The organism is Streptococcus oralis subsp. oralis (assembly GCF_000960035.1).
GTDB lineage: Bacteria > Bacillota > Bacilli > Lactobacillales > Streptococcaceae > Streptococcus > Streptococcus oralis_G.
On the sequence record NZ_JYGR01000005.1, the window covers coordinates 1,058,734 to 1,083,781 of the forward strand.

The following is a 25,048-nucleotide window of genomic DNA, read 5'->3' on the forward strand; positions in this document are numbered from 1 at the left end:
CCCTGTCAAAACACTTTCCGTACTATTATACCATTTTCTGCTCATTTTTTCCCTATCCTACCTCATTTTAAATTAAGCAAAAATATGATAAAATAAACTGACTAGAAAAAACGAAGGAGAAATCATGTCTCAACTCTATGATATTACCATTGTAGGTGGCGGTCCTGTCGGGCTCTTTGCTGCCTTTTACGCCCACCTACGCCAAGCTAAAGTCCAGATCATCGACTCCCTTCCCCAGCTAGGTGGCCAGCCTGCCATCCTCTATCCTGAGAAGCAAATCCTTGATGTGCCAGGTTTTCCAAACTTAACTGGGGAAGAGCTGACCAATCGCTTGATTGAACAGCTAAACGGCTTTGAAACACCTGTTCACCTCAACGAAACTGTTCTTGAAATAGAGAAACAAGATCAAGGTTTTACCATCACAACCAACAAGGGAAGCCACCTGACCAAAACAGTCATCATTGCCATGGGTGGTGGTGCCTTTAAACCACGTCCACTCGAATTAGACGGTGTTGAAGACTATGAAAATATCCACTACCACGTTTCCAATATCCAACAATACGCTGGGAAGAAAGTAACCATCCTTGGTGGGGGAGACTCAGCTGTGGACTGGGCTCTAGCTTTTGAAAAAATTGCGCCAACTACCCTTGTTCACCGTCGAGATAACTTCCGCGCCTTGGAACACAGTGTGCAAGCCCTGCAAGAATCATCTGTAACCATCAAGACACCGTTCGTCCCTAGCCAACTTCTCGGAGATGGAAAAACACTCGACAAACTAGAAATCAGCAAAGTCAAATCAGATGAAACCGAAACGATCGAAGTAGACCACCTCTTTGTCAACTATGGTTTCAAATCATCTGTCGGCAATCTTAAAAATTGGGGGCTGGACCTCAACCGTCACAAGATTATTGTCAACAGTAAGCAAGAATCCAGCCAAGCAGGTATCTATGCTATCGGCGACTGCTGCTACTATGAAGGTAAGATTGATTTGATTGCCACAGGACTTGGAGAAGCACCTACTGCCGTCAATAATGCTATCAACTACATCGACCCAGAACAAAAAGTTCAACCAAAACACTCGACAAGTTTATAAAAAAGAACCACGAATCAACGATTCGTGGTTTTATAATTCATCTGCAATCTTGTTTATTTTTCTGAGTCTGTGGTTGACACCACTTTTGGTTAGGGGATTGCTCAGGCTATCTGCCAACTGCTGGATAGAGTAGTCTGGGTGCTGGATCCGTAAGCGAGCCACCTCCTGCAAATCCACTGGTAAATTTTCCAAGCCCATTCTATCTTTGATTTTACTGATATTATTAATGGTCTTCATACTGGCAGAAACCGTTCGAGCGATATTGGCTGTTTCAGCGTTATTGGCTCGATTGAGATCGTTACGAGTTTCACGCAAAATCTTGACGCGCTCAAAATTATCACGCGCCTGCATGGCCCCAATCACGATCAAGAAATCCATGATGTCTTCTGCACGCTGGAGATAGGTAACTGCACCTTTCTTTCGCTCAATAACCTTGGCATCCAGTAAAAACTGCTGAAGAAGAGAGGCCAGTCCTTGGGCATGGTCCAGATAAACAGAACTGATTTCCAACTGGTATTTGCCAGACTCAGGATCTCGAATACTTCCATTTGCCAGAAAGGCCCCACATAAGTAGGCACGACCTGCTTCTTCATCTGCTAAAATATCAGGATCGATGCCTGTCTCCAAACCAAAGAAGGAATCCGCAAGTCGCAAATCAGCTAAAAGCTCCTGCACCCTCTCATCAGTATAGACCGTATAGACACGGTTCTTGCGAAGATTGCTTCGCTGATGGTGGCGAATCTCTGACTTGATTTCATAAAAATGGAGAAAAGATTCATAGAGGTGCCGAGCTAACTTGGCATTTTCAGTCACGACAGACAAGGTCAAGCCCGAAGTCGAGAGACCAATACTACCTGACATCTTGATGATGGCTGATAGTTCATGACGACTGAGATGGTGCTGACCAAGAATTTCTTCTTTTACTGCAACTGTAAAACTCATTTGCGCACCTGTATAATTCGCATCAATTCATCCACAATCAAATCCCCATCGTGGAAGGCTCCTCCATTTTCCAAACGAAGGAAATTGGAAGAAATCACACGAGGCACCTGCTTGCACAGACCAGCAAAGTCATGCTCTACCTGAACCAAATATTCATCAAAACGGTTGGTATCCATGTATTCTCTAGGAACCTTTTCGATATTCACCAAGACCGTATCAATAAAAGGCCGACCTAAGTGTCGATGGAGGACTTCCACGTGGTCACTGTCTGAAAAGTGCTCTGTTTCCCCACGCTGGGTCATGATATTGCAGACGTAAGCTATCTCCGCCTTGGTCTCCAAGAGAGCCTGCCCAATCTCTTCGATCACGATATTGGGTAAAATCGATGTAAAGAGAGAACCAGGTCCCAAGACGACCATGTCACTCTCGAGAATGGTATTGACTACTCGACGGCTGGCTTGGGGTGTTTCATCATCCAAGGTATTGGTCACATAGACATGGTCGATCATGCCTGGATAATCAGCAATATGGCTCTCACCCGCCACCTCTGAACCGTCTTTAAAGACCGCATGCAGTGTCAAAGGCTGATCGCTTGAGGGGTAAATTTTTCCTGTTGTGTGGAAAAAGAGACTTAGCAGCTGCATGGCATTATAAGTGGACCCTTGCATTTCAGAAAGTCCTGCTATAATGATATTTCCTAGAGGATGACCCGCAAAAGCACCAGCGTCTTCTGAAAAGCGGTACTGAAAAACCTTCTCATAAAATTTAGGCATATCCGACATGGCTACCAGAACATTGCGAAGATCGCCTGGTGGTGTCAGCTGTTGGATATTCTTTCTTAGCTCACCAGAAGAGCCACCATCATCAGCTACCGTTACGATGGCTGCGATATCAACATCCTTTTCTCGCAAGCTTTTCAAAATGACGGGGATACCAGTTCCTCCACCAATTACCGTTATCTTTGGTTTTCTCATGAACGGTTTACCGTTTCCTTTCTTCTGTCTTTGTCACGATGGCTTTCATTGACAGGCCAGTTTTTAGCAAGGTCCTCAGCGATTCGTTTTGCAAAGGCAACACTACGGTGTTGTCCACCCGTACATCCTACTGCGATAGTTAAAACAGACTTGCCTTCTTTTTTGTAACTTGGCAAAATGGGCTCAATCAAGGCGAGTAAGTGCTGATAGAAACTTTCAGACTCTTCATGATTCATCACATAGTCATAAACTGCTTGATCCTCACCTGTCTGATTGCGAAGTTCAGGGAGGTAGTATGGGTTTGGCAAGAAACGGACATCAAAGACCAAGTCTGCATCGATAGGAATACCATATTTAAAGCCAAAAGACATGACCTCGATACGGAAAGACTGGGCCTGTTCTTGGTCTGAAAATTGCTCAGCAATGGTTTTACGCAGTTCACGCGGAGTGAGTTCTGTCGTATCCACCACATTTTGACTCATGTTTTTCAAAGGTGCCAAGAGTTCACGTTCCAGCTTGATACCATCTAAAATTCGACCATCTGCTGCTAGAGGGTGACTTCTTCTAGTTTCCTTATAGCGTGCCACCAATTCCTTATCTGCTGCGTCTAAAAAGAGAATTTTGAAGTCCAAATCGTCTTGGTTTTCCAATTCATCCAAAACAGCCTGAATCTCTGAAAAGAAGGAACGGCTCCGCATATCGACTACTAGGGCTAACTTATGGTCATCATCCTTGGTCTCTACCAACTGCAAAAACTTTGGCAAGAGGGCTGGCGGCATATTGTCAATAGTGAAATATCCCAAATCCTCGAAGGACTGAATGGCTACCGTTTTCCCTGCGCCACTCATCCCTGTCACAATCACCAGGTGAAGTTGTTTCTTTGTCATCTATCTCTCCTTATATCAAAAAAAGTTTGGCAGAGCCAAACTTCAACTAGCTTATCCAATCTCTGCGATCACTTCAATTTCGACTTTTACATCACGAGGAAGACGTGCAACTTCCACAGCTGAACGAGCTGGAAATTCCTCTTTAAAGGCAGTCTGGTAAACCTCGTTAAAAGGAACAAAGTCGTTCATATCGCTCAAGAAGCAAGTTGTTTTGACAACGTGATCAAAATCCGTTCCCGCTTCTGCCAAAATAGCACCGATATTTTTCAAGACTTGTTCTGTCTGTTCTTGGATTGTTTCTCCTACAATTTCTCCAGTTTCAGGAGATAGGGGAACTTGACCGCTCGCAAACAAAAGATTGCCAACTATTTTTCCTTGAACATAAGGTCCGATTGCTTTTGGAGCTTTGTCTGTATGAATTGTTTTTGCCATTTCTTTCCCTCACAATTTTTCTAATATTGCGTCCCAAGCCTGATCCATCCCTGCCTTGCTAACAGATGAAAAGAGGATGAAGTCGTCACTTGGATCAAAGTTTAGTTTCTTTTTGATTGCTGATTCATGCTTGTTCCACTTACCACGAGGAATCTTATCTGCCTTAGTCGCAACGATGATAACCGGAATCTCATAATACTTGAGAAATTCGTACATCTGCACATCATCTGCTGACGGGTCGTGACGGAGATCCACCAGACTGACCACGGCACGGAGATTTCCCCGAGTGGTCAAATACTCCTCAATCATGCGCCCCCACTTTTCACGCTCTTTTTTGGAAACGCGGGCATAGCCATAGCCTGGTACATCCACAAAGCGCATCTTGTCATCAATGTTGAAAAAGTTGAGTAACTGGGTTTTACCAGGTTTTCCTGATGTACGAGCCAGATTTTTGCGGTTCAACATGGTGTTGATAAAGCTAGACTTGCCAACATTTGAACGCCCTGCAAGGGCAATCTCTGGCAGTTCATCCTGCGGATAGTGGGACTTGTTTGCCGCACTGAGCAGGATTTCAGCATTGTGTGTATTGATTTCCATAGTCACCTCTAGGCTGTTTCTAGGATGGGTTTTTCCGTTCCATCGACAGCTTCTTTCGTGATGCGGACCAATTTCACATTTTCTTGACTTGGCACTTCAAACATAACGTCTAGCATGGTTTCTTCGATTATTGAGCGAAGACCACGCGCCCCTGTCTTGCGTTCGATAGCCTTATTGGCAATCTCTTGAAGTGCTTCATCGTCAAATTCCAATTCAACGTCATCATAAGAAAGCAAGGTTTGGTATTGTTTCACCAAGGCATTTCTTGGTTCTTTCAAGATACGAACCAAGTCATCAACCGTCAATTGCTCAAGAGCTGCAAAGACGGGTAAGCGTCCAATCAACTCAGGGATAATCCCAAATTTTTGAATATCTTCTGCGATGATTTCTTGCATGTAAGAACTATTTTCGTCAATCGCCTTGTTATTTTGGCCAAAACCAATGACTTTTTCTCCCAGACGTTGTTTAACGATTTCTTCGATGCCATCAAAAGCACCACCTACGATAAAGAGGATATTTTTAGTATCCACCTGAATCATCTCTTGTTGTGGATGTTTGCGTCCACCTTGAGGCGGTACGCTGGCTACAGTTCCCTCAATAATCTTGAGAAGGGCTTGTTGTACCCCTTCGCCCGAAACGTCACGTGTGATAGACACATTCTCGCTCTTCTTGGCAATTTTGTCAATTTCATCCACGTAGATAATCCCACGTTCTGCACGTTCGATGTTAAAGTCAGCAGCCTGCAAGAGTTTGAGGAGGATATTTTCCACGTCCTCACCTACATAACCAGCCTCAGTCAGAGCTGTCGCATCTGCAATAGCAAAAGGCACGTTCAAGCTCTTAGCCAAAGTCTGAGCCAAGAAAGTTTTCCCTGAACCAGTTGGCCCAATCATCAAGATATTTGACTTCTGCAAATCCACATCTTCAGACTCTTCACGCGTATCGTGGAAATTGATGCGTTTGTAGTGATTGTATACAGCCACTGCCAAGGCACGTTTGGCACGATCCTGACCAATCACATAGTGGTTTAAGATATTGAGGAGTTCGATTGGCTTTGGTACTTCAGACAAGTCTGCCAAAACTTCCTCGGCCAACTCCTCCCGAATGATTTCCTGGGCCAACTCCACACATTCATTACAGATAAAGGCGTTGTTCCCAGCGATTATTTTCTTTACTTCTTCTTGGCTTTTGCCACAAAATGAGCAATAAACCATCATATCATTTTTCCTATTTGTAGGCATGATTTCCTTCCATTCTAATTTATCATTCTATCTAAAATAAGGTCATATAAAAAGCGTGGACACTGTTGACCAGATTGGTAAAAGCATTCAACCAGAGTAAGGCAGACAGTCCATAGCGCTTCTTACGAAAAGCCTGTGCTCCAGTCAAAATACAGATCACACACAAAAAAGCTGTAAAAAATCCAAATATACTGCGCTCCATTAGACTTCCTTTCTATCTCGGTATTTGATGGTAAAATCATAGTCGTTTTTCTCATCTCGGGTGTAAGATTTGCTTGCTACTGTCTCAAAACGAGATAAGTCAAACTCCTCAGGGAAATAGGTATCTCCCTCCACCTGAGCATGAATCTGTGTCACGATGATTTCATCTAAATAAGGCTCAAAAGCCTGAAAAATCTGCTTTCCGCCAATGATATAGAGATTTTTTTCCTGACTCTGATACCACGCTAAAACAGACTCCACATTTTGAAATACGAGCGCCCCATCTATGACTTCTTCGCTATTGCGCGTTAAAATCAGGGTTTGCCGTTTTGGAAGCAGACGACGTCCCATGCCATCAAAGGTCACTCGTCCCATCAGTATAGCATGATTTAAAGTCGTTTCCTTAAAATGTTGCAACTCTGCTGGCAAATGCCAAGGGAGACGATCTTCCTTCCCAATCACACCTTTTTCATCTTGGGCCCAAATGGCTATGATTTTCTTTGTCATGCTTCCGTCCTTTTTATTGATACTACTATTTTATCAAAATTCTCCCAAAAAGGCTGTTTTGAAACGCGCGCAAAAGAGAGAAAAGGAGCAGGCTTCATTTAGCCTGCTCCTCTCGTCCCTAGGACATATATTTTTTTGCTTCTGATTCAATTTTTTCGACCACTTCTTGGATACTTAGTCCAGTTGTGTCAAGGTAAACTGCATCCTCAGCCTGTCTGAGAGGTGAGGTTTCACGATGACTGTCCTTGTAGTCACGCGCAGCAATCTCTTCTTTCAACGTTTCCAGGTCAGTTTCAATGCCTTTGGCAATATTTTCCTTGTAACGACGCTCTGCTCTTTCTTCAACAGAAGCCACTAAGAAAATCTTGAGTTCAGCTTGTGGTAAAACAACTGTCCCGATATCACGCCCATCCATGACGATACCACCTTGCTGAGCAATCTCTTGCTGGAGCGAAACCAGTTTCTCACGCACCTCAGGAATGGCAGCAATGCTTGAAACTTTGTTGGTCACTTCATTTTCACGAATCGGATGCGTAATATCAACATCTCCTACAAAAACAAGTTGCTCACCAGTTTCTGAACGTCCGAAACTAATGGGGTGTTGGTTAAGAAGCTCAAGAAGTTGGTCTACATTTCCTGCATTCAACTGGTGTTTGAGCGCTATATAAGTCGCAGCACGGTACATAGCACCTGTATCGAGATAAGTATAACCAAAATCCTTAGCGACAATCTTTGCGACCGTACTCTTACCACTCGAAGCTGGACCATCGATAGCAATTTGAATTGTCTTCATGACCGACTCCTATCTTGTCTTAATCACATCACCTGGGTTGGCAAACCAAGATCCAGATGACATGTGAGAAGGATTTAAGGCTTCTAGCTGGGCAATGGAAATCCCTGCACGTTGAGCAAGAGCTGCTTCTCCCTCTCCAGGTTGTACTGTAAGTGTTCCTTCACCCTCTGCATGTTCTTCCGAACTACTCTCTGAAGGTGTTGATTCAGAAGAAGCTGTTTCCTCTACCTTGCTACTTGAAGATGATGATGCTTCCACTTTAGAACTTGCACTTGTAGAAGGAGACGATGCATCATAGAAGTCCTTCAAAGATGAAGTACGATTGCTTCCACCGGTTGATAGGTAAATCAATACAACTACCATCGCTACAACAATTACAAAGAAGAGGCTAGCTAGAACTGTCAAGACACGATTGGCAACTACGCCTTTCCCTTTTTGTTTCCGGTGTCGACGCTCTGATCTTGTTTCTTCCTCATTGTTTTCGTAAATATCTTCTTGCCACGGTTCTTTTTCCATACCTTACTCCTTGTTTTTTTTGCATTTTCTTATTACAATATAAATATGAAAGTCACACTTATACCTGAACGGTGCATCGCCTGCGGGCTTTGCCAAACCTATTCTGAACTCTTTGATTACCATGATAATGGAATCGTTCGATTTTACGATGATCCAGTTGAATTGCAAAGAGAAATCGCTGAGACCAGCGATGTTCTGGAGGCCATCAAAAATTGTCCTACACGTGCACTTCTAAAAGATCCATCGTAGGAAGCAGGGAATAAATATAATTGATTTTTTCTCATTTTTCCCACACTTACTAGTTTAGCATATTTCTAGGTAAAATTATAGTCTTTTTTGGTTATTTTTTTCCATCAATAATAGAAAGGTCACTTTTTTCTTTGACGAGATAGAGTGGTCTTTTTTTGGTTTCCAGATAAATCTTACTGATATACTTACCAAGAATTCCAATTGTCAGGAGTTGAATCCCTCCAAGAAAGAGAATGACAGCCATCAAAGAGGTCCAACCAGATGTCGGATTTCCCAAGATAAGAGTCCGAAACACTACAAAAACTGTCATCGCAAAAGAAAGAAAACAAGATAGAAGTCCCGCTACAAAGGCTATACTCAAGGGGAAATCTGAAAAGTTAAGAATTCCTTCAATCGAGTAGAAAAAGAGTTGTCTAAAACTCCAACTGGTCTTGCCAGCCTGTCGTTCAACGTTTGGATAATCAAGATAGTGCGTTTTAAAACCCACCCAGGCAAAGAGTCCTTTAGAAAAACGATTGGATTCGGTCAGGGTTAAGATAGCATCTACCACAGACCGTCTCATCATCCGAAAATCACGGACACCTGAGGGTAGAGCCACTGGGCTAATTTTTTGCATGAGGCGGTAAAAGAGGTCGGCACAGAAACTGCGGAAAAAGGGTTCTCCCTCCCGACTAGTTCTCCGTGTCCCAACACAGTCCAAGTCTGCATTTTGGTCTAGTAAGGCTTTCATCTCAAGTAGCATACTAGGAGGATCCTGAAGGTCTGCATCCATCACGACCACCAAGTCTCCAGTTGCATGCTGCAAGCCTGCGTATAAGGCTGCCTCTTTCCCAAAATTTCGTGAGAATGAGACATAACGGACCGCAGGATTCTGCTCCCGATAGGTCTTCAAAAGGTCCAAGGTTCCATCGCTAGAGCCATCGTCTACAAAGACATACTCGATCTTTGCTCCTAATTCTGGAAGCAGAGCTTCCACAGACTGATAAAAAAGAGGAAGTACTTCCTCTTCGTTTAAACAAGGGACAATGATTGAAATCGTCATCTTAGTCTTCAAATCCATTTGGATGCTTGCTTTGCCAACGCCATGCGTCTTCACACATTTGGGTAATGTCGAGTTCTGCTTCCCATCCGAGCTCTGCTTTAGCTTTTGCTGGGTCTGAGTAGCAAGCAGCGATATCACCTGGGCGACGTTCTACGATGCGGTAAGGAATAGGACGTCCCACTGCTTTTTCCATATTTTGGATAATTTCAAGAACGGAGTAACCTTTACCTGTTCCAAGGTTATAAATGTTTAGACCTGAACCTTTTTGGAGTTTTTTCAAAGCTGCAACGTGACCTTTAGCTAGGTCTACGACATGGATATAGTCACGAACTCCAGTTCCATCTTCCGTATCGTAATCATCTCCAAAAACTTGCACTTGCTCTAGTTTGCCCACTGCTACTTGTGAAACATAAGGTAAGAGATTGTTTGGAATTCCATTTGGATTTTCTCCTAGGTCTCCACTTTCATGCGCTCCGATTGGGTTAAAGTAACGAAGTAAGACCACGTTCCATTCTGAGTCTGCCTTGTAGATATCGGTCAAAATTTCCTCTAGCATGAGCTTGGTACGACCGTATGGATTGGTCACTGAAAGTGGGAAATCTTCCAAGATTGGAACAGTGTGAGGATCTCCGTAAACTGTCGCCGAAGAACTGAAGATGATGTTCTTACAATTATTTTCTTCCATGGCTTTCAAAAGGCTGACAGTTCCTGCGATATTGTTATCATAGTAGGCAAGAGGGATACGGGTTGATTCGCCAACAGCCTTCAAACCAGCAAAGTGAATCACACCAGTCGGTTCTTCCTGCTTGAAAATATCTCTGAGAGTATCAGTATCACGGATATCTGCCTCATAAAAAGGAATCTCAACTCCTGTGATTCTTTCAACAACTTCTAAACTTTTACGATTGCTATTAACAAGATTATCCACCACAACCACTTGATGACCTGCTTGGATCAACTCAATAACAGTGTGGCTTCCGATAAATCCAGCACCACCAGTTACCAAAATCTTTTCTTGCATCTTTTTTCCTCGATTCTCGGATTATTTTTTCTTATTTTATCATTTTTGATAGGGAATGTCATTTGACATCCTAAACCACCTGCTAAAATTTTAGTAAAATGCTTATACTCTTCGAAAATCAAATTCAAACCACGTCAGCGTCGCCTCACCGTACTCAAGTACAGCCTTCGGCTAGCTTCCTAGTTTGTTCTTTGATTTTCATTGAGTATTATTCGCTTTTTACTCGTTTGACATAGTTTGCAATTGGATAGTTTACTGGGTCCAAGGTCAACTCCTTGTCTTGGACCAGTTGAGCTAGATGGTAACCGATGATCGGACCCGTTGTGAGACCTGATGAACCTAGACCACTAGCCGCATAGACACCTGCCAATCCTGGTACCTGCCCAAAGAAAGGGGAGAAATCACTGGTGTAGGCACGAATTCCCACACGATCACCCGATGATTTCGCTTCTGCCAAGGCTGGATAGTGAGGCAAGGCCGCATCCTCCATTTGTTGGAGCAAGGTTTCATCTACCGTCAAGTCAAATCCCATATCATTTTCGTGGGTAGCGCCCAAGGACAATTTCCCACCTACAAAAGGGATTAAATCCCACTCCCCCTCTGGCATGACAACAGGGTGAGATGCTAGGTCTTTAGAGAGCTGATAATCTCGGAGTTGTCCTTTTTGGGGACGAACATCTACCTCATATCCTAAAGGTTCCAAAATGTCCCCCAACCAAGCTCCTGTCGCCAAAATAACCTGATCAAACACCTCTTCGCCAATCTGATAGCCGAATTCTAAAGGTGTCAGACTCACTTTTTCTTTGACCAGCTTGACCTGACTGGCTTCTAGCAAACGATTCACTAACAGTTGGCCATCTACTCTCGCTCCACCAGAAGCATAGAGCAGGCGGTCAAATCCCTGCAAGCCAGAGAATAATTCATTTGCAGACGCTTGGTCTAGAATGGCTAATTGACCTATCAAGGGAGATTCTTCCCTACGCTGGAGTGCTAGTTCATAAAGTTCTTCTAGCTTGGATTCGTCCTTTTTCAAGAGGAAAACTCCCGAACGCTGATAAAAGTCGATTTTTTGACCAGACTTTTCTAAATCAGCCAACAAATCCACATAAAAGTCAGCTCCCAAGCGCGCCATCTTGTACCAGGCTTTATTACGGCGTTTTGAAAACCAAGGACTGATAATTCCCGCTGCTGCCTTGGTAGCCTGACCTTGACCATGGTCAAAAACGGTCACCTCTAGGTCACTTTCTTTCGAGAGGTAGTAGGCAGCTGTTGCCCCCACAATCCCTGCTCCGAATATGGCTACTCTTTTCATTGTCTTCACCTTCTAACTAGATATGGTGGAAAGGATTAGTCGATGCCTGACTAGGCAAGATATCAATAGTCCAGCTATTTTCTGCCTTCCATTGAGTAAGAAGTGCTGCGATTTTTTCCACAAAAAGCACTTCTATATAGTGGCCTGGGTCCAATGCCAACAGGCCATCAGAAAGCATATCCTGAGCTGTATGATAGTAGATATCGCCAGTGATATAAACATCTGCCCCCTTTGCTAAAGCATCAGAGTAGAAAGACTGCCCACTGCCACCACAGATGGCCACTCTTGAAATAGGCTTCTGCAAATCACTCTCTTGATAATGCACCATTCGAAGACTATCTAGACCAAAGATTTGCTTAACATGTTGAGCCAATTCCCCAAATGTCTGAGTCGGGATATTTCCAATACGCCCAATCCCACGTTCTGGACCTGTTTCCTGCAGATAAGTCGTTTCCTCAATACCTAGCATCTGGCAGAACCAGTCATTGAGACCATTCTCAATGATGTCAATATTGGTGTGACTGACATAAACTGCGATGTCATGCTTAATCAGGTCGATGTAAATCTGATTTTGCGAACGGCTAGCTACCAGATCCTTGATCGGACGAAAGATTGGCGCGTGCTTGACGATAATCAAATCCACACCCTTTTCAACGGCTTCAGCCACCGTCTCTTCACGAATGTCGAGGGCAACCATAACCCTTTGGATCTCCTTGTCCAAAGTGCCGATTTGCAGGCCACGACTGTCTCCCTCCATAGAAAATTCCTGGGGACAAAAGGCTTCATAAGCCCTGATTACTTCACTTGCTAGCATGGAGTACCTCCTTGATGGCTTGAATTTTATCTGATAAAATTTGACGTTCCTCCAGATTTTTTTCTGGAATTTGATCAAGGGCAAATTCTAACTTAGCAGCTTCTTTTTGCCATTTTTTGATAAAGACTGGGCTGACTTCTTTGGACAAGAAGGGTCCAAAGCGAACATCACTAGCTGATAGCTTCATTTGTCCCGCTTCCACCACTAGAATTTCATAAAACTTGCCGGCTTCTTCTAGGATGCTTTCTGCCACAATCTGAAAATCGTTGCCCTGTAGCCAGATGCGCAAGTCGTCTTCACGATTATTGGGCTGGAGGATTAAACGATCTACATTCGCAAGCTTGTCCAACCCTTCTTCTAGGATCGTTGCAATCAAGCGCCCGCCCATACCAGCAATGGTGATAACCGATACCTGGTCTGCCTCTTCAAAAGCTGCCAAACCATTGGCTAAACGGACTTGGATTTTTTCTTCCAAGCCGTGGGCCTCAACATTTTTGACCGCAGACTGGTAGGGACCAACCACCACTTCGCCTGCAATGGCACCTTCAATTTGCCCTCTCTCGACCAAGTCGATAGGTAGATAAGCATGGTCACTCCCCACATCTAGTAACACAGCACCTTGGGGCACAAAGGAAGCCACCAATTCTAATCTCTTTGAAATCATCTTCTCTCACTTTCCAAAACTCTGTTACCTCTTATTATACCACATTTCAGCTAGCATTCTTGCACCTAAAAAGACCGCAATCCACAGATTGCAGTCTTTCTTTATTTTCTAGCTTGGTAACGACTGGTTAGAATGAAAATTACGGTAAAGACCAGCATCATGACCCCATAAACAGGCAACGTTTGTCCAGTCAAGGTTGAAATTTCAAGCAACTTTTGGATCGTTGGGAAAAGAGCTGTGGCTAGGAAGCCTCCTACTGACCAAACAATCAAGAGGACACGCCATAGGGTAAATGGCATGCAGGCTCTAAATACAGATAAGAAACCGATAGACCCAAGGAGATAATAGAGTAGGGTTGAGATTTCTAACTCAGACCAACCTTGACTCGCTCCAAAAATTTTCACAAAAAGAACGCTGAACACGACCATGAGGGCACTTGGTAGGGCACGAAGCATGGATCTTCTGAGGAAGTTTGGTTCAACAGGTTTGATATTCCGCTCAAAAGTCAGAACGAATGGTGGGAAACCTTCCACGAATTGGTCAATCATGGTAATCTGGATTGGAATGAAAGGGAAAATCAAGATCCATTCAGACCGCCCTAGTAAAACACTAGCAATACAAATCACCGCGAGCAAGAAGGAATAAATCGTCTTAATCAAGAAAATCGGTGCAATGTGGGCAATGTTATTAACCACGCGACGACCTTCAAAGAGAATCTCAGGAACATCATTAAAGTCTGAGTTCAAGAGAACCAGATTGGCAATCTGACGAGTCGCAGGATCTCCCTCAGCCATCACGATAGAGCAGTCTGCTTCACGAAGGGCCAGAATATCATTGACACCGTCCCCTGTCATAGCTGTTGTATGACCCGCTTTTTTCAGGGTTTGGATCAGTAGTTTCTTTTGATGAGGAGAAACACGTCCGAAAATCGCAGTCTCCTCAGTCATGGCCATCAATTCCTCATCGGAGATTTTTGAGCAATCTACATAGCTGTGATAGTCTGCAAAACCAGCCTTCTGGGCAATGCTGGAAACCGTGACTGGATTATCACCAGAGATAATCTTGAGGCCCACTTCTTGAGAACGGAGATAGTCTAGCGTCTCTGCTGCTCCCTCTCGAATAGGATCCAAGATCTCCAGCAGTGCCAAGGCTTGAATATCAGATGGTTTTTGTGGCTTGTGGTGGTCTAGTTTTTCTTGGCTGAGAGCCAAGACCAAGACACGTGACCCTCTCTCTAGGGCCTCTCTGGCTTCAGGGACTTCAGAGTCCAACAACATCTCAGGTGCCCCTAAAAAAACCGTCCCCAGACCTTCTAACTCCATAGCTCCCCACTTACGGTCGCTTGAGAAAGGAAGATTCGAAAGCATAGGATAAGCAACTTCTCCCACAAAACGCTGGCGAATAGCCTGGGCTGTTGGATTTTTATCCTCACTGTGAGCTATGTAGCTGGTCAAAATGCTGGCAATCGCATGCTCACCATACTCTTCAGTCAAAGGAATAACTGCCTCCACCTGCATCTTTCCTTGGGTGATGGTTCCCGTCTTGTCCAGACAGAGCATATCCACGCGCGCCAAGGTCTCGACAGAGTACATCTCCTGCACCAATACCTTTTTCAAGCCCAGCTTGATCACCGCAGTCAAGAGCGAAGTGATGGTCAAAAGGGCGATTCCCTTGGGCAACATACCCAAAAGGGCTGTTGACGAATTTACAACGGATGACTTGAGGGGTAGGCCTTTTAACATCAAGGCTTCTAGCAAGAGAGCTAGACCAAAGGGAATGATAATCTTCCCAGTAAAACCAGCTAGTTTGTCCAGCGATTTCATGATACGGGAGTTGATCGGTTTCACTGTCTTAGCTTCTAGCATGAGTTTGGAAGCATAATTGTCTGCCCCGACATGGTGGACTTGAGCCAAAACTGCGCCACTGGCTAGGAAACTCCCTGATAAAAGCAAGGCATCCACTTCTTTTTGCACCAAATCACTCTCACCCGTCAACATAGCTTCATTGACTTCCGCAAATCCTTCCAGAACCAGAGCATCACTAGGAATCTGCTCCCCAGCAGACAAACGAATGACATCTCCTAGAACCAACTCTTCTGGATTGAGAGCAACTTCTTGACCATCACGAATGGTTTTGACCTTTTCCTTGGTCATGAGATTGAGCTTGTCCACCATGTGTTTGGCTCGCAGCTCAGTCACAATCCCAGAAAAAGCGTTAAAGCAAATAACGGCAAAGAAAACCAAATTGCTCCAAGCCTGTACAAAGGCAAGCGCTAGAGCAATAACAAAGTTTAATGCGTTAAAAAGTGTAAAAACATTTCGTTTGATGATTTGCCAAGTACTGGTACTGGCTGAAGCAGTAAAGTCATTGACCAAACCTTGAGCCTGTCTTTCCTTGACTTCTCTTTGGGTTAATCCCATAATCTTATTTTTATCCATAAATTCTATCATATCATTTTTTTTAAAAGAATTCTAATCCCATCTAAAACTGTTGGCTGATAACTGAAAAAGTTTGCCAGTAGTCTTTTGATAAGGTATAATAATAAAAGCAATACAATCGAAGGAGATCTCATGTTTTATACTTATTTACGTGGACTAGTCATGCTGATCTTGTGGTCCATCAATGGCAATGCTCACTACCACAATACTGATAAAATCCCTAGTAAAGATGAAAACTATATCCTGGTCGCACCTCATCGTACCTGGTGGGATCCAGTTTACATGGCTTTTGCGACCAAACCAAAACAATTCATCTTTATGGCCAAAAAAGAGCTTTTTAACAACCGCATATTTGGCTGGTGGATCCGTATGTGTGGGGCCTTTCCTATCGACCGAGAAAATCCTAGCGCCTCTGCTATCAAATACCCTATCAATGTCCTCAAAAAAAGCGACCGTTCCCTTATCATGTTTCCTAGTGGTAGTCGCCACTCGACAGATGTCAAAGGCGGAGTTGCTCTGATTGCCAAGATGGCTAAGGTCCGTATCATGCCAGTTACCTATACTGGTCCCATGACCTTGAAAGGTTTGGTTAGCCGTGAACGTGTGGATATGAACTTTGGAAATCCTATCGATATCTCAGACATCAAGAAAATGAATGATGAAGGGATTGAAATGGTTGCAGACCGTATCCAAGCAGAATTCCAACGTTTGGACGAAGAAACTAAGCAGTGGCACAATGATAAAAAACCAAATCCACTCTGGTGGTTTGTCCGTATCCCTGCCCTCTTCCTTGCTGTGATTGTTGGTATCCTAACGATTATCTTTACCTTCATCGCAAGCTTTATCTGGAATCCAGATAAGAAGAGGGAGAAACTTGGTTAAAAAATACAATTATCCCTTGGCTTTTACCAAGGGATATTTCTTTTATTCGATTTTCCATTTTTGGGCCAACCAGTTGGAAAAGGCTAGGAATCGTTCAGCTACTTGCTCATGATGCCCATAGGGATCAAAGACAAACTGACCAGTTGGATAGCGTTTCTGAAGACTGGTATGGATCTGCTCAGCATAGACTGGTGCTTGAGCCAAGCGATTGCTATGATGGGTTCCTTCTGTTTGACCATTCTGTAAATACAGCAAGCAGTCCAGATTTTTCAGCTTTTCTTCCTTACAGAAAGAAACAAAATCAGGATACCAAAAAGAACCGCAGATAGAGAAGATACAGGAGACCTTGTCAAAGCTGAAAAGACTGTAAACGGCCACCAAACCACCTAGTGAGTATCCTCCATAGGCAAGGCGATTTTTGTCCACTCTATAAAGAGACTGCAGCTTGTCTAAAAGACCTCCAAATAAATGACCATGATAGGCCTTCGCCTGACCGCCAAAATCTGGAGCTCCATCTCTCAGAGCAGATGCCTTCCATGGAGTGTAGTCATCTAGGCGATTTTCAGAAGTCAAACCCACTAAAATCACAGATTCTGAAAGGGAAGATAGAAAATTCAAGTTTCCATCATTCAAGAGAATCGCTGGATAGATTTGATTGGGATCATAGGTTGAAGGAAGGCTGACCTTGACTTGGATCCCTTCCCAATCAAACTCATTATTTATTGATAAAGTCATTGATTTTCTCAAGGGAATCAATCACTGCTGGACCATAGTCCATCAACTCATCGTAAGAGATGGTCATGATTTTTTGATTCTTAATTGCAGGAACGTTTTCTAAAACTTCATTTGCCTTCATCAACTCTACTGCGTTAGCATCCAATTTTTTATTGCGGTCGCTGGTCACATAGATAATCAATTCAGGATCCATTGACACGAGATTTTCCAAGGTCAATCCTGATGTTCCTGTTGCAACATTTGTATAACCAAGTTGATTCAACAAGCTCTCTTGCAAAGCAGACTTGTAAGCACCGAAGGTTTCGTCATTATAAGCAACCATAATCAAAGCCTTTTTCTTTTCACCTTGGCTTGCTGGGTTTGCTTTCTTAACAGCGTCAATTTTAGCTTGTAATTGAGCTGCGTATTCATTAGCCTTGTCCTGAACATTGAAAATCATTCCAAGATTTTTGACATCTTCTACAATATTTCCCAAATCTTGCTGAATCGTTGAAAGAGAAGCTTTTTGCGTATAGACTGGGATTTTGTTTTCATTCCAAGTGCTAACTGTTCCCAAGGATTTTTCAGAAAACATCATGTTTCGACCCATCACAGCGTCTGGCTCATAAGAAAGGACTGTCTCTTGTGAGACTGTTTTTTTATCACCGATTTGAGGAATCGTCGCAATCGCGTCCTTGTATTTACCTGTTAAGGCATTGTCTGGGTTGAGCATACCAGCAATTTTATCCTTCAAGCCTAACTCCAATAAGATTTCAGTGGTTGACAGATTGTTGGTGATAACTTTTTCAGGTGCCTTCTCAAAAACTTGTTCGACTTCATTCCCTTTAGCATCATAGGTTTTGACCGTTAGTGGATAAGTCGTCTCTGTACTGGCCTTTTGACTTGTTTCTGTGCTAGATTGTGTGGTAGCTTTTTCTGTAGTAGTATTGCCACATGCTGCCATCGTTAAGGTAGCTACTGTTACGAGTAAAATACTGAGTGTTTTTTTCATTTTGTTTTCCTTTTCTTTCTTATAAATAGTGAATCATAGCTTGCTGATCCTCGGTCCAAGTCACCTGACTTTGAACTCCGTATACAGTTTGCAATGACTCAGGGGTGATGGTCTCCTTTGGAGTCCCTTGGTAAAGGATTTCTCCCTCTTTCATCAGATAGAGATAATCCGAATAGCGACAAGCAAGTTGAATATCATGTAGGACAGCTAAAACATTGACCTTGAGATTCTTCACAATGGCCAACAAGTCTAGCTGATACTTGATATCCAGGTGATTGGTTGGTTCGTCCAGAAGCAAGAGAGTCGGTTCTTGCGCCAAGGCGCGGGCTAATAAGACTCGTTGTTTCTCCCCCCCTGACAGAGACGAATAGAGACGAGTTTTCTTCTCGAGCATATCCACCTTGACGAGAGCATCTTGAACGAGGGCATAATCTCTTTCCTTTTCCTTCTGTAAAAAAGAGAGGTGGGGAGTTCTTCCCAGCAAGACGATTTCCTCAACTGTACAATCAAACTGCAATTGATTAAACTGGGTGACAACTGCCATTTGCTTGGCTGTTTCTTTGAGTGACCAATGCTCCAGCGGCTTTCCATCCAGGCTTATCAAGCCTTTGTCCGCCCTTTCCTGGCGATAGAGGAGTTTAAGCAGGCTGGTTTTTCCACTTCCATTTGGCCCAAGTATCGTATGAAATTGATGCCCCTCAACCTTAAGAGAAACTCCTTTGAGGATTTTTTTCTCTCCTAGTCCAAAGTGGATATCCTGACAAATCAAGTCCATATCAGGCCCTCACCTCCCTTCGCCTACCCCCAACAATGTAAATAAAGAAGGGAGCACCTACTAAGGCTGTAAAAATACCAATTGGCAACTCAGCATTTGGAATAATAACACGAGAGAGTACATCTGCCCAGACGACAAAGAGTGCACCCAGTAAGGTCGCAACGGGAAAAAGTCTCCTGTAATTCGTTCCTACTAACCCTCGAGCTAAGTGAGGAGTAATCAAACCAACAAATCCAATAATCCCACAGGTTGCCACTAAGACAGCTGTCAGCACAGCCACCATGGTCACATAAAGATACCAATAGAAGCGTAAGGGAATCCCCAAAGTTAAAGCAGCCTCATCTCCCATCATCATCGCATTAAAAACACGATACTGGGTAGCTAAAAATAGAAAGGCTACTCCCACTACTATAGTTGGCAGGACTAAGTCAGACCAGTTAGTTCCGGCAAGCGAACCCATGGTCCAAAACTTAATGGTCATCACACTGTCCGCATTAGCGCCGACTGAGATAATAAAGTTGGAAAATGCCAGAAAGAGAGCATTGACCACCGTTCCTGATAAGATCAGACTAGAAGTCGTCATCCTTCCCTGCATAGAGGCAATGATAAGGACAGCGATTGTTGCCAAAATAGCTCCAAGGAAAGCTCCAAGGCTAATCACCAATTTTAAACCAAGAATGATGCTCAAAGTTGCCCCTAGAGTTGCACCCGCAGAGATACCTAAGACATAGGGCTCTGCAATGGGGTTGTTCACTGTGGACTGCATCACGCTACCACACATAGAAAGACCTGCCCCTACTATCAAGCCTAACAATACTCGGGGGAATCTCATGTTCCATACAATGGCAAGAGTGGACTTGGAAACCTCTCCTATCTCAAGAGGAAACCCCAACCTGCTCAAAATGATCCGATAGGTATCTCCTAAGTCAATCGCTACGGATCCCATAGAAACAGCTAGAAAAAGTGAAATCCCTAAAATACCTAGCAAAATACCTAAAAGTAACACAAATTGTACGTTCTGTCGGCTTCCAGAAAATTTGGAAAGCATGAAAACCTCCTTAGACAAAATTAAAAATTTAGAAAATTCTCATAAAAAGTATACCATATTTCTACTAGATGAACAAGGATAGAGACATATATAGACGAGCCGAAGATTGTACAAAAATGTTAGTGAAACAAAAAATCTCCCCGAAGGGAGATGATCTGGTTTATTTTACCTTACAGTGCTAGGAACCGTAACCGAAGATTATACTTGAGTATATCGAGGTAAGGTGACAACATAAAAAGCCCTCTGAATATCAGAGAGCTTGATTTGAGCTCGGGCTAAAATCCTAGTGAAAAAAAATCTCCACGATCAGAAAAGTCTCTATCGTGCCATTTTCATACATGATGTATAGTCCAAGTAGAATGAATACTAAGGGCACAATGATTCGCTCATATTTTTCAATTATCTCGAATATTAACGGAATAGAGGATAACACCCGACTAATCTCGCAAAAGATAATTATGCCGATTACAAACACAAGCAACGCTACGAGGGTCTGTGACCAATCTAACGAAGCAAAATAAGGTATATAGATACCTAAATTATCTCCGCCAGACGCAATTGTCAGCAATGTAACTGTCCAAAACAGTTGATTTGCCTTGCTTTGTTCTAATCTTTCAATAATTTCTTCCTCTTCTTCCTCACCTTCTCCAACAATTGCAAAGCGAATCCCTAAATAGATAGGGATTAAACCAAGCAATCCAACCATCCATTCTTCAGGCACGAAATTAACGACATAAGCAGCAACTAAACTCGCCCCTACAAGTAAGCCTGTTCCTAGATATTGCCCCGCATAAATATGCCATTTCTGTTTATTCTGTGATAGCTGTGCAAATAAAATAATTAAAATAATTAAATAATCGATACTGGTGGAAATATAAACACCAATAGCAGATATGATTGTCTGTCCCATAAAAACCTCCTGTATTAGTTAGTAATAAATCAGCAGATTTTAGGAGAGCACAGACACATTAATTTAGCTATCGCTAGTGGGTAATGTCGAACGTAGGAAAGCATTTTACTCCTCCTCAAAACGTAGTTACAAAGTAATTTCTAACTGAAATTCGGTGACTACTTCCATGTAAAGTATAACATACTATACTTTACTTCGTAAAGTGTGGGCTCTCCGAGGGGGCTTGCAGACAGTTACTCGGCTTGAAAAGCCGAGTAACTGCGCACCTTCATGGTGTCATTAGCTGATACCATTTGAGGTTTTTGTAGTCTCCAAAATTATGACCGATAAAACCAGTCGGTGTGTCGAAGTTGTCAAGAGTAGGTTTTTGTAGTCTCCAAAATTATGACCGATAAAACCTTTCTTGATTTCAGCTAAGTCTATCATCAGTTTTTGTAGTCTCCAAAATTATGACCGATAAAACCTGGTTAAATTTCTCTTTCTCGGCACGCTGGTTTTTGTAGTCTCCAAAACTGTGACCGATAAAACCTCAATAAAAAAGCTCTCTGAATATCAGAGAGCTGATTTGAGCTCGGGCTAAAATCCTAGTGAAAAAGATGAAACTCCTTGTGTTCATCGAACACTGTTTCCTTTCCCTATTTTCATACGGATTTTTGGAGCTCTTAGCATCATAATTCTTGCTGGATAAAACGTTTATAGACTAGGCGACGAGGCGAAGATTGTATAAAAATTTTAGTGAAACAAAAAATCTCCCCGAAGGGAGATGATCTGGTTTATTTTACCTTACAGTGCTAGGAACCGTAACCGAAGATTATACTTGAGTATATCGAGGTAAGGTGACAACGCAATGTAAGTAGAAAATAAAGCAGATTAACGACGAAGTCCAAGAGAGTTGATCAACTCACGGTAACGGTTAACGTCGTTTTTACGCAAGTATGCAAGCAAGTTACGACGGCGACCGATTTTCTTCATCAATCCACGGTAAGTAGCGTGGTCTTTTTTATGTTGTTTGATGTGTTCGTTAAGGTGGTTGATTTCCCAAGTAAGGACAGCAACTTGAACCTCTACTGAACCTGTATCACCTTCGTGACGTGCATATTGTGCGATGATTTCATTTTTTTTCTCTTTTGAGATTGCCATGATGTTTCTCCTTTTTATTTGGCTTCATCCGAGTGACAGGTTGGCATGCCTGTAACCAAGAAGAAGTTATTTGTCTTTACGACAGTTCTTATTCTACCAAGAAGCAGAGACTTTGTCAACTGATTTACTGTTTAAAACCTTGAATTACTCTACTGATTTCAGGGCTTCGAGCATATCTACTTTTCTCAAGTGGTGATTGACAAAGAGGCCCAGTAAGGCTAAGATTACAGTCACTGCGACGATTGGAAGAGCATAGACTTCCCAGCTGACTCGTGGATAAAAAAGTATGGTGGCAGGTGAAATCATTTGTATCAAAAATTGATGTAAATAGTAGCCTGCTACCAAACCGAGAACAATCCCCACAAGGGATAGCACTATGGTCTCGCGGTAGATATAGAGGGTCACTTCTTTATTGTGGAAACCGAGAACCTTGATAGTGGAAAGTTCGCGGATACGTTCTGCCACATTGATATTGGTGAGATTGTAAAGAATGACAATGGCTAGTAAGACGGAAACAAGGACAAGGATTGCCATGGTTTTATTGAGAGAATTGGCTACAGATTCAAAGAGGTGGATAGCCGTTGCATTTTGGACCACCCCAGAAACAGCAGCTTTTTTCATAAAGACAGCAGCTTCTTTCTCCGTATTGGATGGTGTCGGCTCTTTTAATTTCACTAGGTAGGTATTGTCTTTCGGACTGGTGCTGTAGACTTGTTCATACGTCGCTCGGTTGAGATAAACAAAGTGTCCAACGTAGTTTTCAGAAATCGCCGAGACCTTGATTTCTTTCCCATCAAGCTCTAGCTTATCTCCAACATTAACATCTGCTAGTTGAGCTAGTTTTTGACTAACGACAGCTCCATCAGTGAACTCCACCTCTTGCCCATTTTCCTGTAATGCGATAAAAGGCTTGAAGTCTTCTCTTCTTGTGACCATTATGGTGATAGTCTGAAGTCCTGCTTTTCCTTTGAAATCTTTTTCAATGGTTTTAGAGTAAATCTTTTGATAAGCATGGATCGATTCAGCTTGCAAGGCACTTTCTAGATCTTCTTTTTCTTGCTCACTGGCACTGCTCTTTTCTGCTACAATCATCTGGTATTGCTGGATTTGTTCAAATTGGCGCTCGGAAACTCCTCCTACAGAAGACTGAATGCCAAGACCGGCAAATAAGAGAGACATCGAACCTGCAACTCCAAAAATGGTCATCAACATCCGTTGCTTATAACGGAAAATATTTCTTGCCGTAACCTTATGAGTAAAGCTCAGACGATTCCAAATAAAGCTCAGGCGTTCCAGCAAAATCTTTGATCCTTTAACGGGAGGTTTTGGGAGTAAGAGTTGGGCTGCTTCATCGTGTAATTCCCTCCGCGCCACCAGATAAGCCGGCAAAACACTAGATACCCAACTCAAGGCTAGGGCAAGGAGACTATAAGACCAATAGAAATACTCGTGACTTTTTCCAACAACCACTCTAGCTGTATAAACATCCGAAATAACACCTGCTAAAAAATAATGTCCTAGTAGCGTTCCTATAATGGTTCCCACAGTTCCTGCAAGAAAACCATAGAGAACAAACTTGGCAACTATATCTTGATTACGGTAACCCAAGGCCTTAAAAATACCGGCGTTTGTGCGCTCTTCGTCTACAAAGCGAGTCATCGTTGTAAAGGTCACCATTGCAGCGACCATATATAGCACCACGGGGAAAATATTTCCGATAGAACGGATACTTGTTGATACATTGCTGTACATGAGGTAGCCTTGTCCACCTGGTATGGTTTCGCGATTGTATACGTGGTATTTTGGCTCTGTCAGTTCATCAAGCTCTTTCTGACGCTGTTCTAGCTTCTCTTTTTCCTTAGTTAAATCACTCTCTGTCTGAGCCAGTTTTTCTTTTTTAGTCGCCAGTTCTTCCTTTGCTTTTGTCAGCTGTCCCTTGGCTTGACTCTTTTGTGGTTCTGGTAAAGCGGTCGCTTGTTCTTCTTGCGTTTTCAAGCGACTTTCGGCCTGCTCTAACTGACTCTTGCCATTTTCAAGGTTGCTTTCAGCAGTTTGGAGCTGTTCTTTTCCCTCTTCCAGGCTCTTTTGCCCATTTGTTTTGATACTTGCTAATCTTTTTTGACCATTATCGGCCAGCAATTCTTGCAACTCTTCCTGGTGTTGGGTTCGTTTGGTCTTATAGTCTGATGAAAAAGCATCCAGATTTTTTAAATCATCATAGCGCACACGCGCAATACTATAAACATCTGAATCAAACTGACTTGGTAAAATCACTCCATAGCCAGCCAAGCTTCCATTTCCACTACTAGCACTTCCTAAATCTTCTTTAGAAAGGATTTCACCCGACTGAACAAATCCAGTAATTGTGAAAGTTTGGGATTTTAGAACAGACTTTTCTTCTTTCTTGGTAAAGGTAATGGTCTCTCCAATATGATAGCGGTCTTTCCAGAAGTCGGCTAGGGCAATTTCCTCATCAGCTTCTGGCAGTCGCCCTTCTGTCACTTGGAAGGTTGAAATCTCCTCTGGATTGGAATAAAGTCGAACCGCTTCTTCACTATGTTCAACGGTTAGGTCTGCCATATAGCCAAACTCTACACTTGCTCCTTGAAGGGTCTTTAGTTCGTCTTGGTCTTCTTTGTCCAAGCCATAATCAGCTATCACGGCAAAATCCAGAGTATTGGCTTTACGGAGATAATCTTCTGCTGTACGTTCCATATTTGGACTGGCCACTTTGAGGCCAACTAAGGCTAAAGAACCCAGCATCATCAAGGTTAAGATAGAAACAAAGCGACCCTTTGAAGTCCTCACTGACTGAAATAGGTCTTTCCGATATGTTTTTTTCAT

26 protein-coding genes are annotated in these 25,048 nt (G+C 43.0%); 3 read left to right on the forward strand and 23 right to left on the reverse strand.

The window, feature by feature from the left end; genetic code table 11:
- Positions 1-124 precede the first annotated feature (124 nt).
- Entirely contained in the window at positions 125-1,093 is a 969-nt protein-coding gene (locus TZ92_RS08465) for an NAD(P)/FAD-dependent oxidoreductase (protein ID WP_033630052.1), read from the forward strand.
- A gap of 30 nt (positions 1,094-1,123) precedes the next feature.
- Here TZ92_RS08465 and whiA read toward each other — a convergent pair whose 3' ends face one another.
- The 10 genes from whiA to TZ92_RS08515 form a co-directional block, all read right to left on the reverse strand.
- On the reverse strand, positions 1,124-2,035 hold the full coding sequence (whiA, locus tag TZ92_RS08470) for a DNA-binding protein WhiA (RefSeq protein ID WP_000011290.1): 912 nt from the start codon (positions 2,033-2,035) through the stop codon (positions 1,124-1,126).
- Positions 2,032-3,009, reverse strand: coding sequence for a YvcK family protein (locus TZ92_RS08475; RefSeq protein ID WP_001231056.1), 978 nt, complete (start codon positions 3,007-3,009; stop codon positions 2,032-2,034). Before TZ92_RS08475 ends, whiA begins: the two co-directional genes overlap by 4 nt.
- Positions 3,006-3,896, reverse strand: a complete 891-nt coding sequence (gene rapZ, locus TZ92_RS08480) for an RNase adapter RapZ (RefSeq protein ID WP_000163039.1) — start codon at positions 3,894-3,896, stop codon at positions 3,006-3,008. The genes TZ92_RS08475 and rapZ overlap by 4 nt, the downstream gene beginning before the upstream one ends.
- Positions 3,897-3,947: 51 nt before the next feature.
- Positions 3,948-4,328, reverse strand: a complete 381-nt coding sequence (locus tag TZ92_RS08485) for a RidA family protein (RefSeq protein ID WP_001140420.1) — start codon at positions 4,326-4,328, stop codon at positions 3,948-3,950.
- Positions 4,329-4,337: 9 nt separating this feature from the next.
- Positions 4,338-4,925 (reverse strand): ribosome biogenesis GTP-binding protein YihA/YsxC, encoded by a 588-nt coding sequence (gene yihA, locus TZ92_RS08490; RefSeq protein ID WP_033630053.1) that lies wholly within the window; start codon positions 4,923-4,925, stop codon positions 4,338-4,340.
- Between the two features lie 8 nt (positions 4,926-4,933).
- Positions 4,934-6,166, reverse strand: a complete 1,233-nt coding sequence (clpX, locus tag TZ92_RS08495; RefSeq protein ID WP_002874765.1) for an ATP-dependent Clp protease ATP-binding subunit ClpX — start codon at positions 6,164-6,166, stop codon at positions 4,934-4,936.
- Between the two features lie 31 nt (positions 6,167-6,197).
- Entirely contained in the window at positions 6,198-6,368 is a 171-nt protein-coding gene (locus TZ92_RS08500; RefSeq protein ID WP_000442252.1) for a hypothetical protein, read from the reverse strand.
- Positions 6,368-6,874 carry a dihydrofolate reductase gene (locus TZ92_RS08505; protein ID WP_033630054.1) on the reverse strand — a complete coding sequence of 169 codons (507 nt, stop codon included), beginning with the start codon at positions 6,872-6,874 and terminating at the stop codon, positions 6,368-6,370. Before TZ92_RS08505 ends, TZ92_RS08500 begins: the two co-directional genes overlap by 1 nt.
- Before the next feature lie 118 nt (positions 6,875-6,992).
- Entirely contained in the window at positions 6,993-7,667 is a 675-nt protein-coding gene (cmk, locus tag TZ92_RS08510) for a (d)CMP kinase (protein WP_000849415.1), read from the reverse strand.
- A gap of 9 nt (positions 7,668-7,676) precedes the next feature.
- Positions 7,677-8,183 (reverse strand): SAG1386/EF1546 family surface-associated protein, encoded by a 507-nt coding sequence (locus TZ92_RS08515; RefSeq protein ID WP_000410185.1) that lies wholly within the window; start codon positions 8,181-8,183, stop codon positions 7,677-7,679.
- A 45-nt stretch (positions 8,184-8,228) separates the two neighbouring features.
- Here TZ92_RS08515 and TZ92_RS09725 point away from each other — a divergent pair, with 45 nt between their 5' ends.
- Positions 8,229-8,432: a ferredoxin gene (locus tag TZ92_RS09725; protein ID WP_002874767.1), complete on the forward strand. Its 204-nt coding sequence runs from the start codon at positions 8,229-8,231 to the stop codon at positions 8,430-8,432.
- Positions 8,433-8,523: 91 nt separating this feature from the next.
- Here TZ92_RS09725 and TZ92_RS08520 read toward each other — a convergent pair whose 3' ends face one another.
- From TZ92_RS08520 to TZ92_RS08545, 6 genes are all read right to left on the reverse strand, one after another.
- Positions 8,524-9,474, reverse strand: coding sequence for a glycosyltransferase family 2 protein (locus tag TZ92_RS08520; RefSeq protein ID WP_033630212.1), 951 nt, complete (start codon positions 9,472-9,474; stop codon positions 8,524-8,526).
- A 1-nt stretch (position 9,475) separates the two neighbouring features.
- Positions 9,476-10,495, reverse strand: coding sequence for a UDP-glucose 4-epimerase GalE (galE, locus tag TZ92_RS08525; protein WP_033630055.1), 1,020 nt, complete (start codon positions 10,493-10,495; stop codon positions 9,476-9,478).
- Positions 10,496-10,703: 208 nt separating this feature from the next.
- Complete coding sequence (locus TZ92_RS08530; RefSeq protein ID WP_033630056.1) at positions 10,704-11,807, reverse strand: NAD(P)/FAD-dependent oxidoreductase; 1,104 nt, start codon at positions 11,805-11,807, stop codon at positions 10,704-10,706.
- 16 nt (positions 11,808-11,823) lie between these two features.
- Positions 11,824-12,621 carry a Nif3-like dinuclear metal center hexameric protein gene (locus tag TZ92_RS08535; RefSeq protein WP_033630057.1) on the reverse strand — a complete coding sequence of 266 codons (798 nt, stop codon included), beginning with the start codon at positions 12,619-12,621 and terminating at the stop codon, positions 11,824-11,826.
- Positions 12,608-13,285: a tRNA (adenine(22)-N(1))-methyltransferase gene (locus TZ92_RS08540; protein ID WP_033630058.1), complete on the reverse strand. Its 678-nt coding sequence runs from the start codon at positions 13,283-13,285 to the stop codon at positions 12,608-12,610. The genes TZ92_RS08535 and TZ92_RS08540 overlap by 14 nt, the downstream gene beginning before the upstream one ends.
- 101 nt (positions 13,286-13,386) lie before the next feature.
- Entirely contained in the window at positions 13,387-15,723 is a 2,337-nt protein-coding gene (locus TZ92_RS08545; RefSeq protein ID WP_033630214.1) for a cation-translocating P-type ATPase, read from the reverse strand.
- Positions 15,724-15,855: 132 nt separating this feature from the next.
- Here TZ92_RS08545 and TZ92_RS08550 point away from each other — a divergent pair, with 132 nt between their 5' ends.
- A complete protein-coding gene (locus TZ92_RS08550) occupies positions 15,856-16,605 on the forward strand; it encodes a lysophospholipid acyltransferase family protein (protein WP_033630059.1) in 750 nt (249 codons plus the stop codon).
- A 42-nt stretch (positions 16,606-16,647) separates the two neighbouring features.
- Here TZ92_RS08550 and TZ92_RS08555 read toward each other — a convergent pair whose 3' ends face one another.
- The 7 genes from TZ92_RS08555 to TZ92_RS08585 form a co-directional block, all read right to left on the reverse strand.
- Positions 16,648-17,340 carry an alpha/beta hydrolase-fold protein gene (locus TZ92_RS08555; RefSeq protein WP_033630060.1) on the reverse strand — a complete coding sequence of 231 codons (693 nt, stop codon included), beginning with the start codon at positions 17,338-17,340 and terminating at the stop codon, positions 16,648-16,650.
- Positions 17,321-18,331 (reverse strand): ABC transporter substrate-binding protein, encoded by a 1,011-nt coding sequence (locus TZ92_RS08560; RefSeq protein WP_033630061.1) that lies wholly within the window; start codon positions 18,329-18,331, stop codon positions 17,321-17,323. Before TZ92_RS08560 ends, TZ92_RS08555 begins: the two co-directional genes overlap by 20 nt.
- A gap of 19 nt (positions 18,332-18,350) precedes the next feature.
- The gene (locus TZ92_RS08565) at positions 18,351-19,106 is read right to left on the reverse strand and encodes an ABC transporter ATP-binding protein (protein ID WP_033630062.1); all 756 of its coding nucleotides are present in this window, start codon (positions 19,104-19,106) and stop codon (positions 18,351-18,353) included.
- A gap of 1 nt (position 19,107) precedes the next feature.
- The gene (locus TZ92_RS08570) at positions 19,108-20,154 is read right to left on the reverse strand and encodes a FecCD family ABC transporter permease (protein ID WP_033630063.1); all 1,047 of its coding nucleotides are present in this window, start codon (positions 20,152-20,154) and stop codon (positions 19,108-19,110) included.
- Between the two features lie 283 nt (positions 20,155-20,437).
- Complete coding sequence (locus tag TZ92_RS08575; protein WP_033630064.1) at positions 20,438-21,064, reverse strand: CadD family cadmium resistance transporter; 627 nt, start codon at positions 21,062-21,064, stop codon at positions 20,438-20,440.
- Positions 21,065-21,934: 870 nt separating this feature from the next.
- The gene (gene rpsO / locus TZ92_RS08580; protein WP_001018251.1) at positions 21,935-22,204 is read right to left on the reverse strand and encodes a 30S ribosomal protein S15; all 270 of its coding nucleotides are present in this window, start codon (positions 22,202-22,204) and stop codon (positions 21,935-21,937) included.
- 144 nt (positions 22,205-22,348) lie between these two features.
- Positions 22,349-25,048 carry an FtsX-like permease family protein gene (locus tag TZ92_RS08585; protein WP_033630065.1) on the reverse strand — a complete coding sequence of 900 codons (2,700 nt, stop codon included), beginning with the start codon at positions 25,046-25,048 and terminating at the stop codon, positions 22,349-22,351.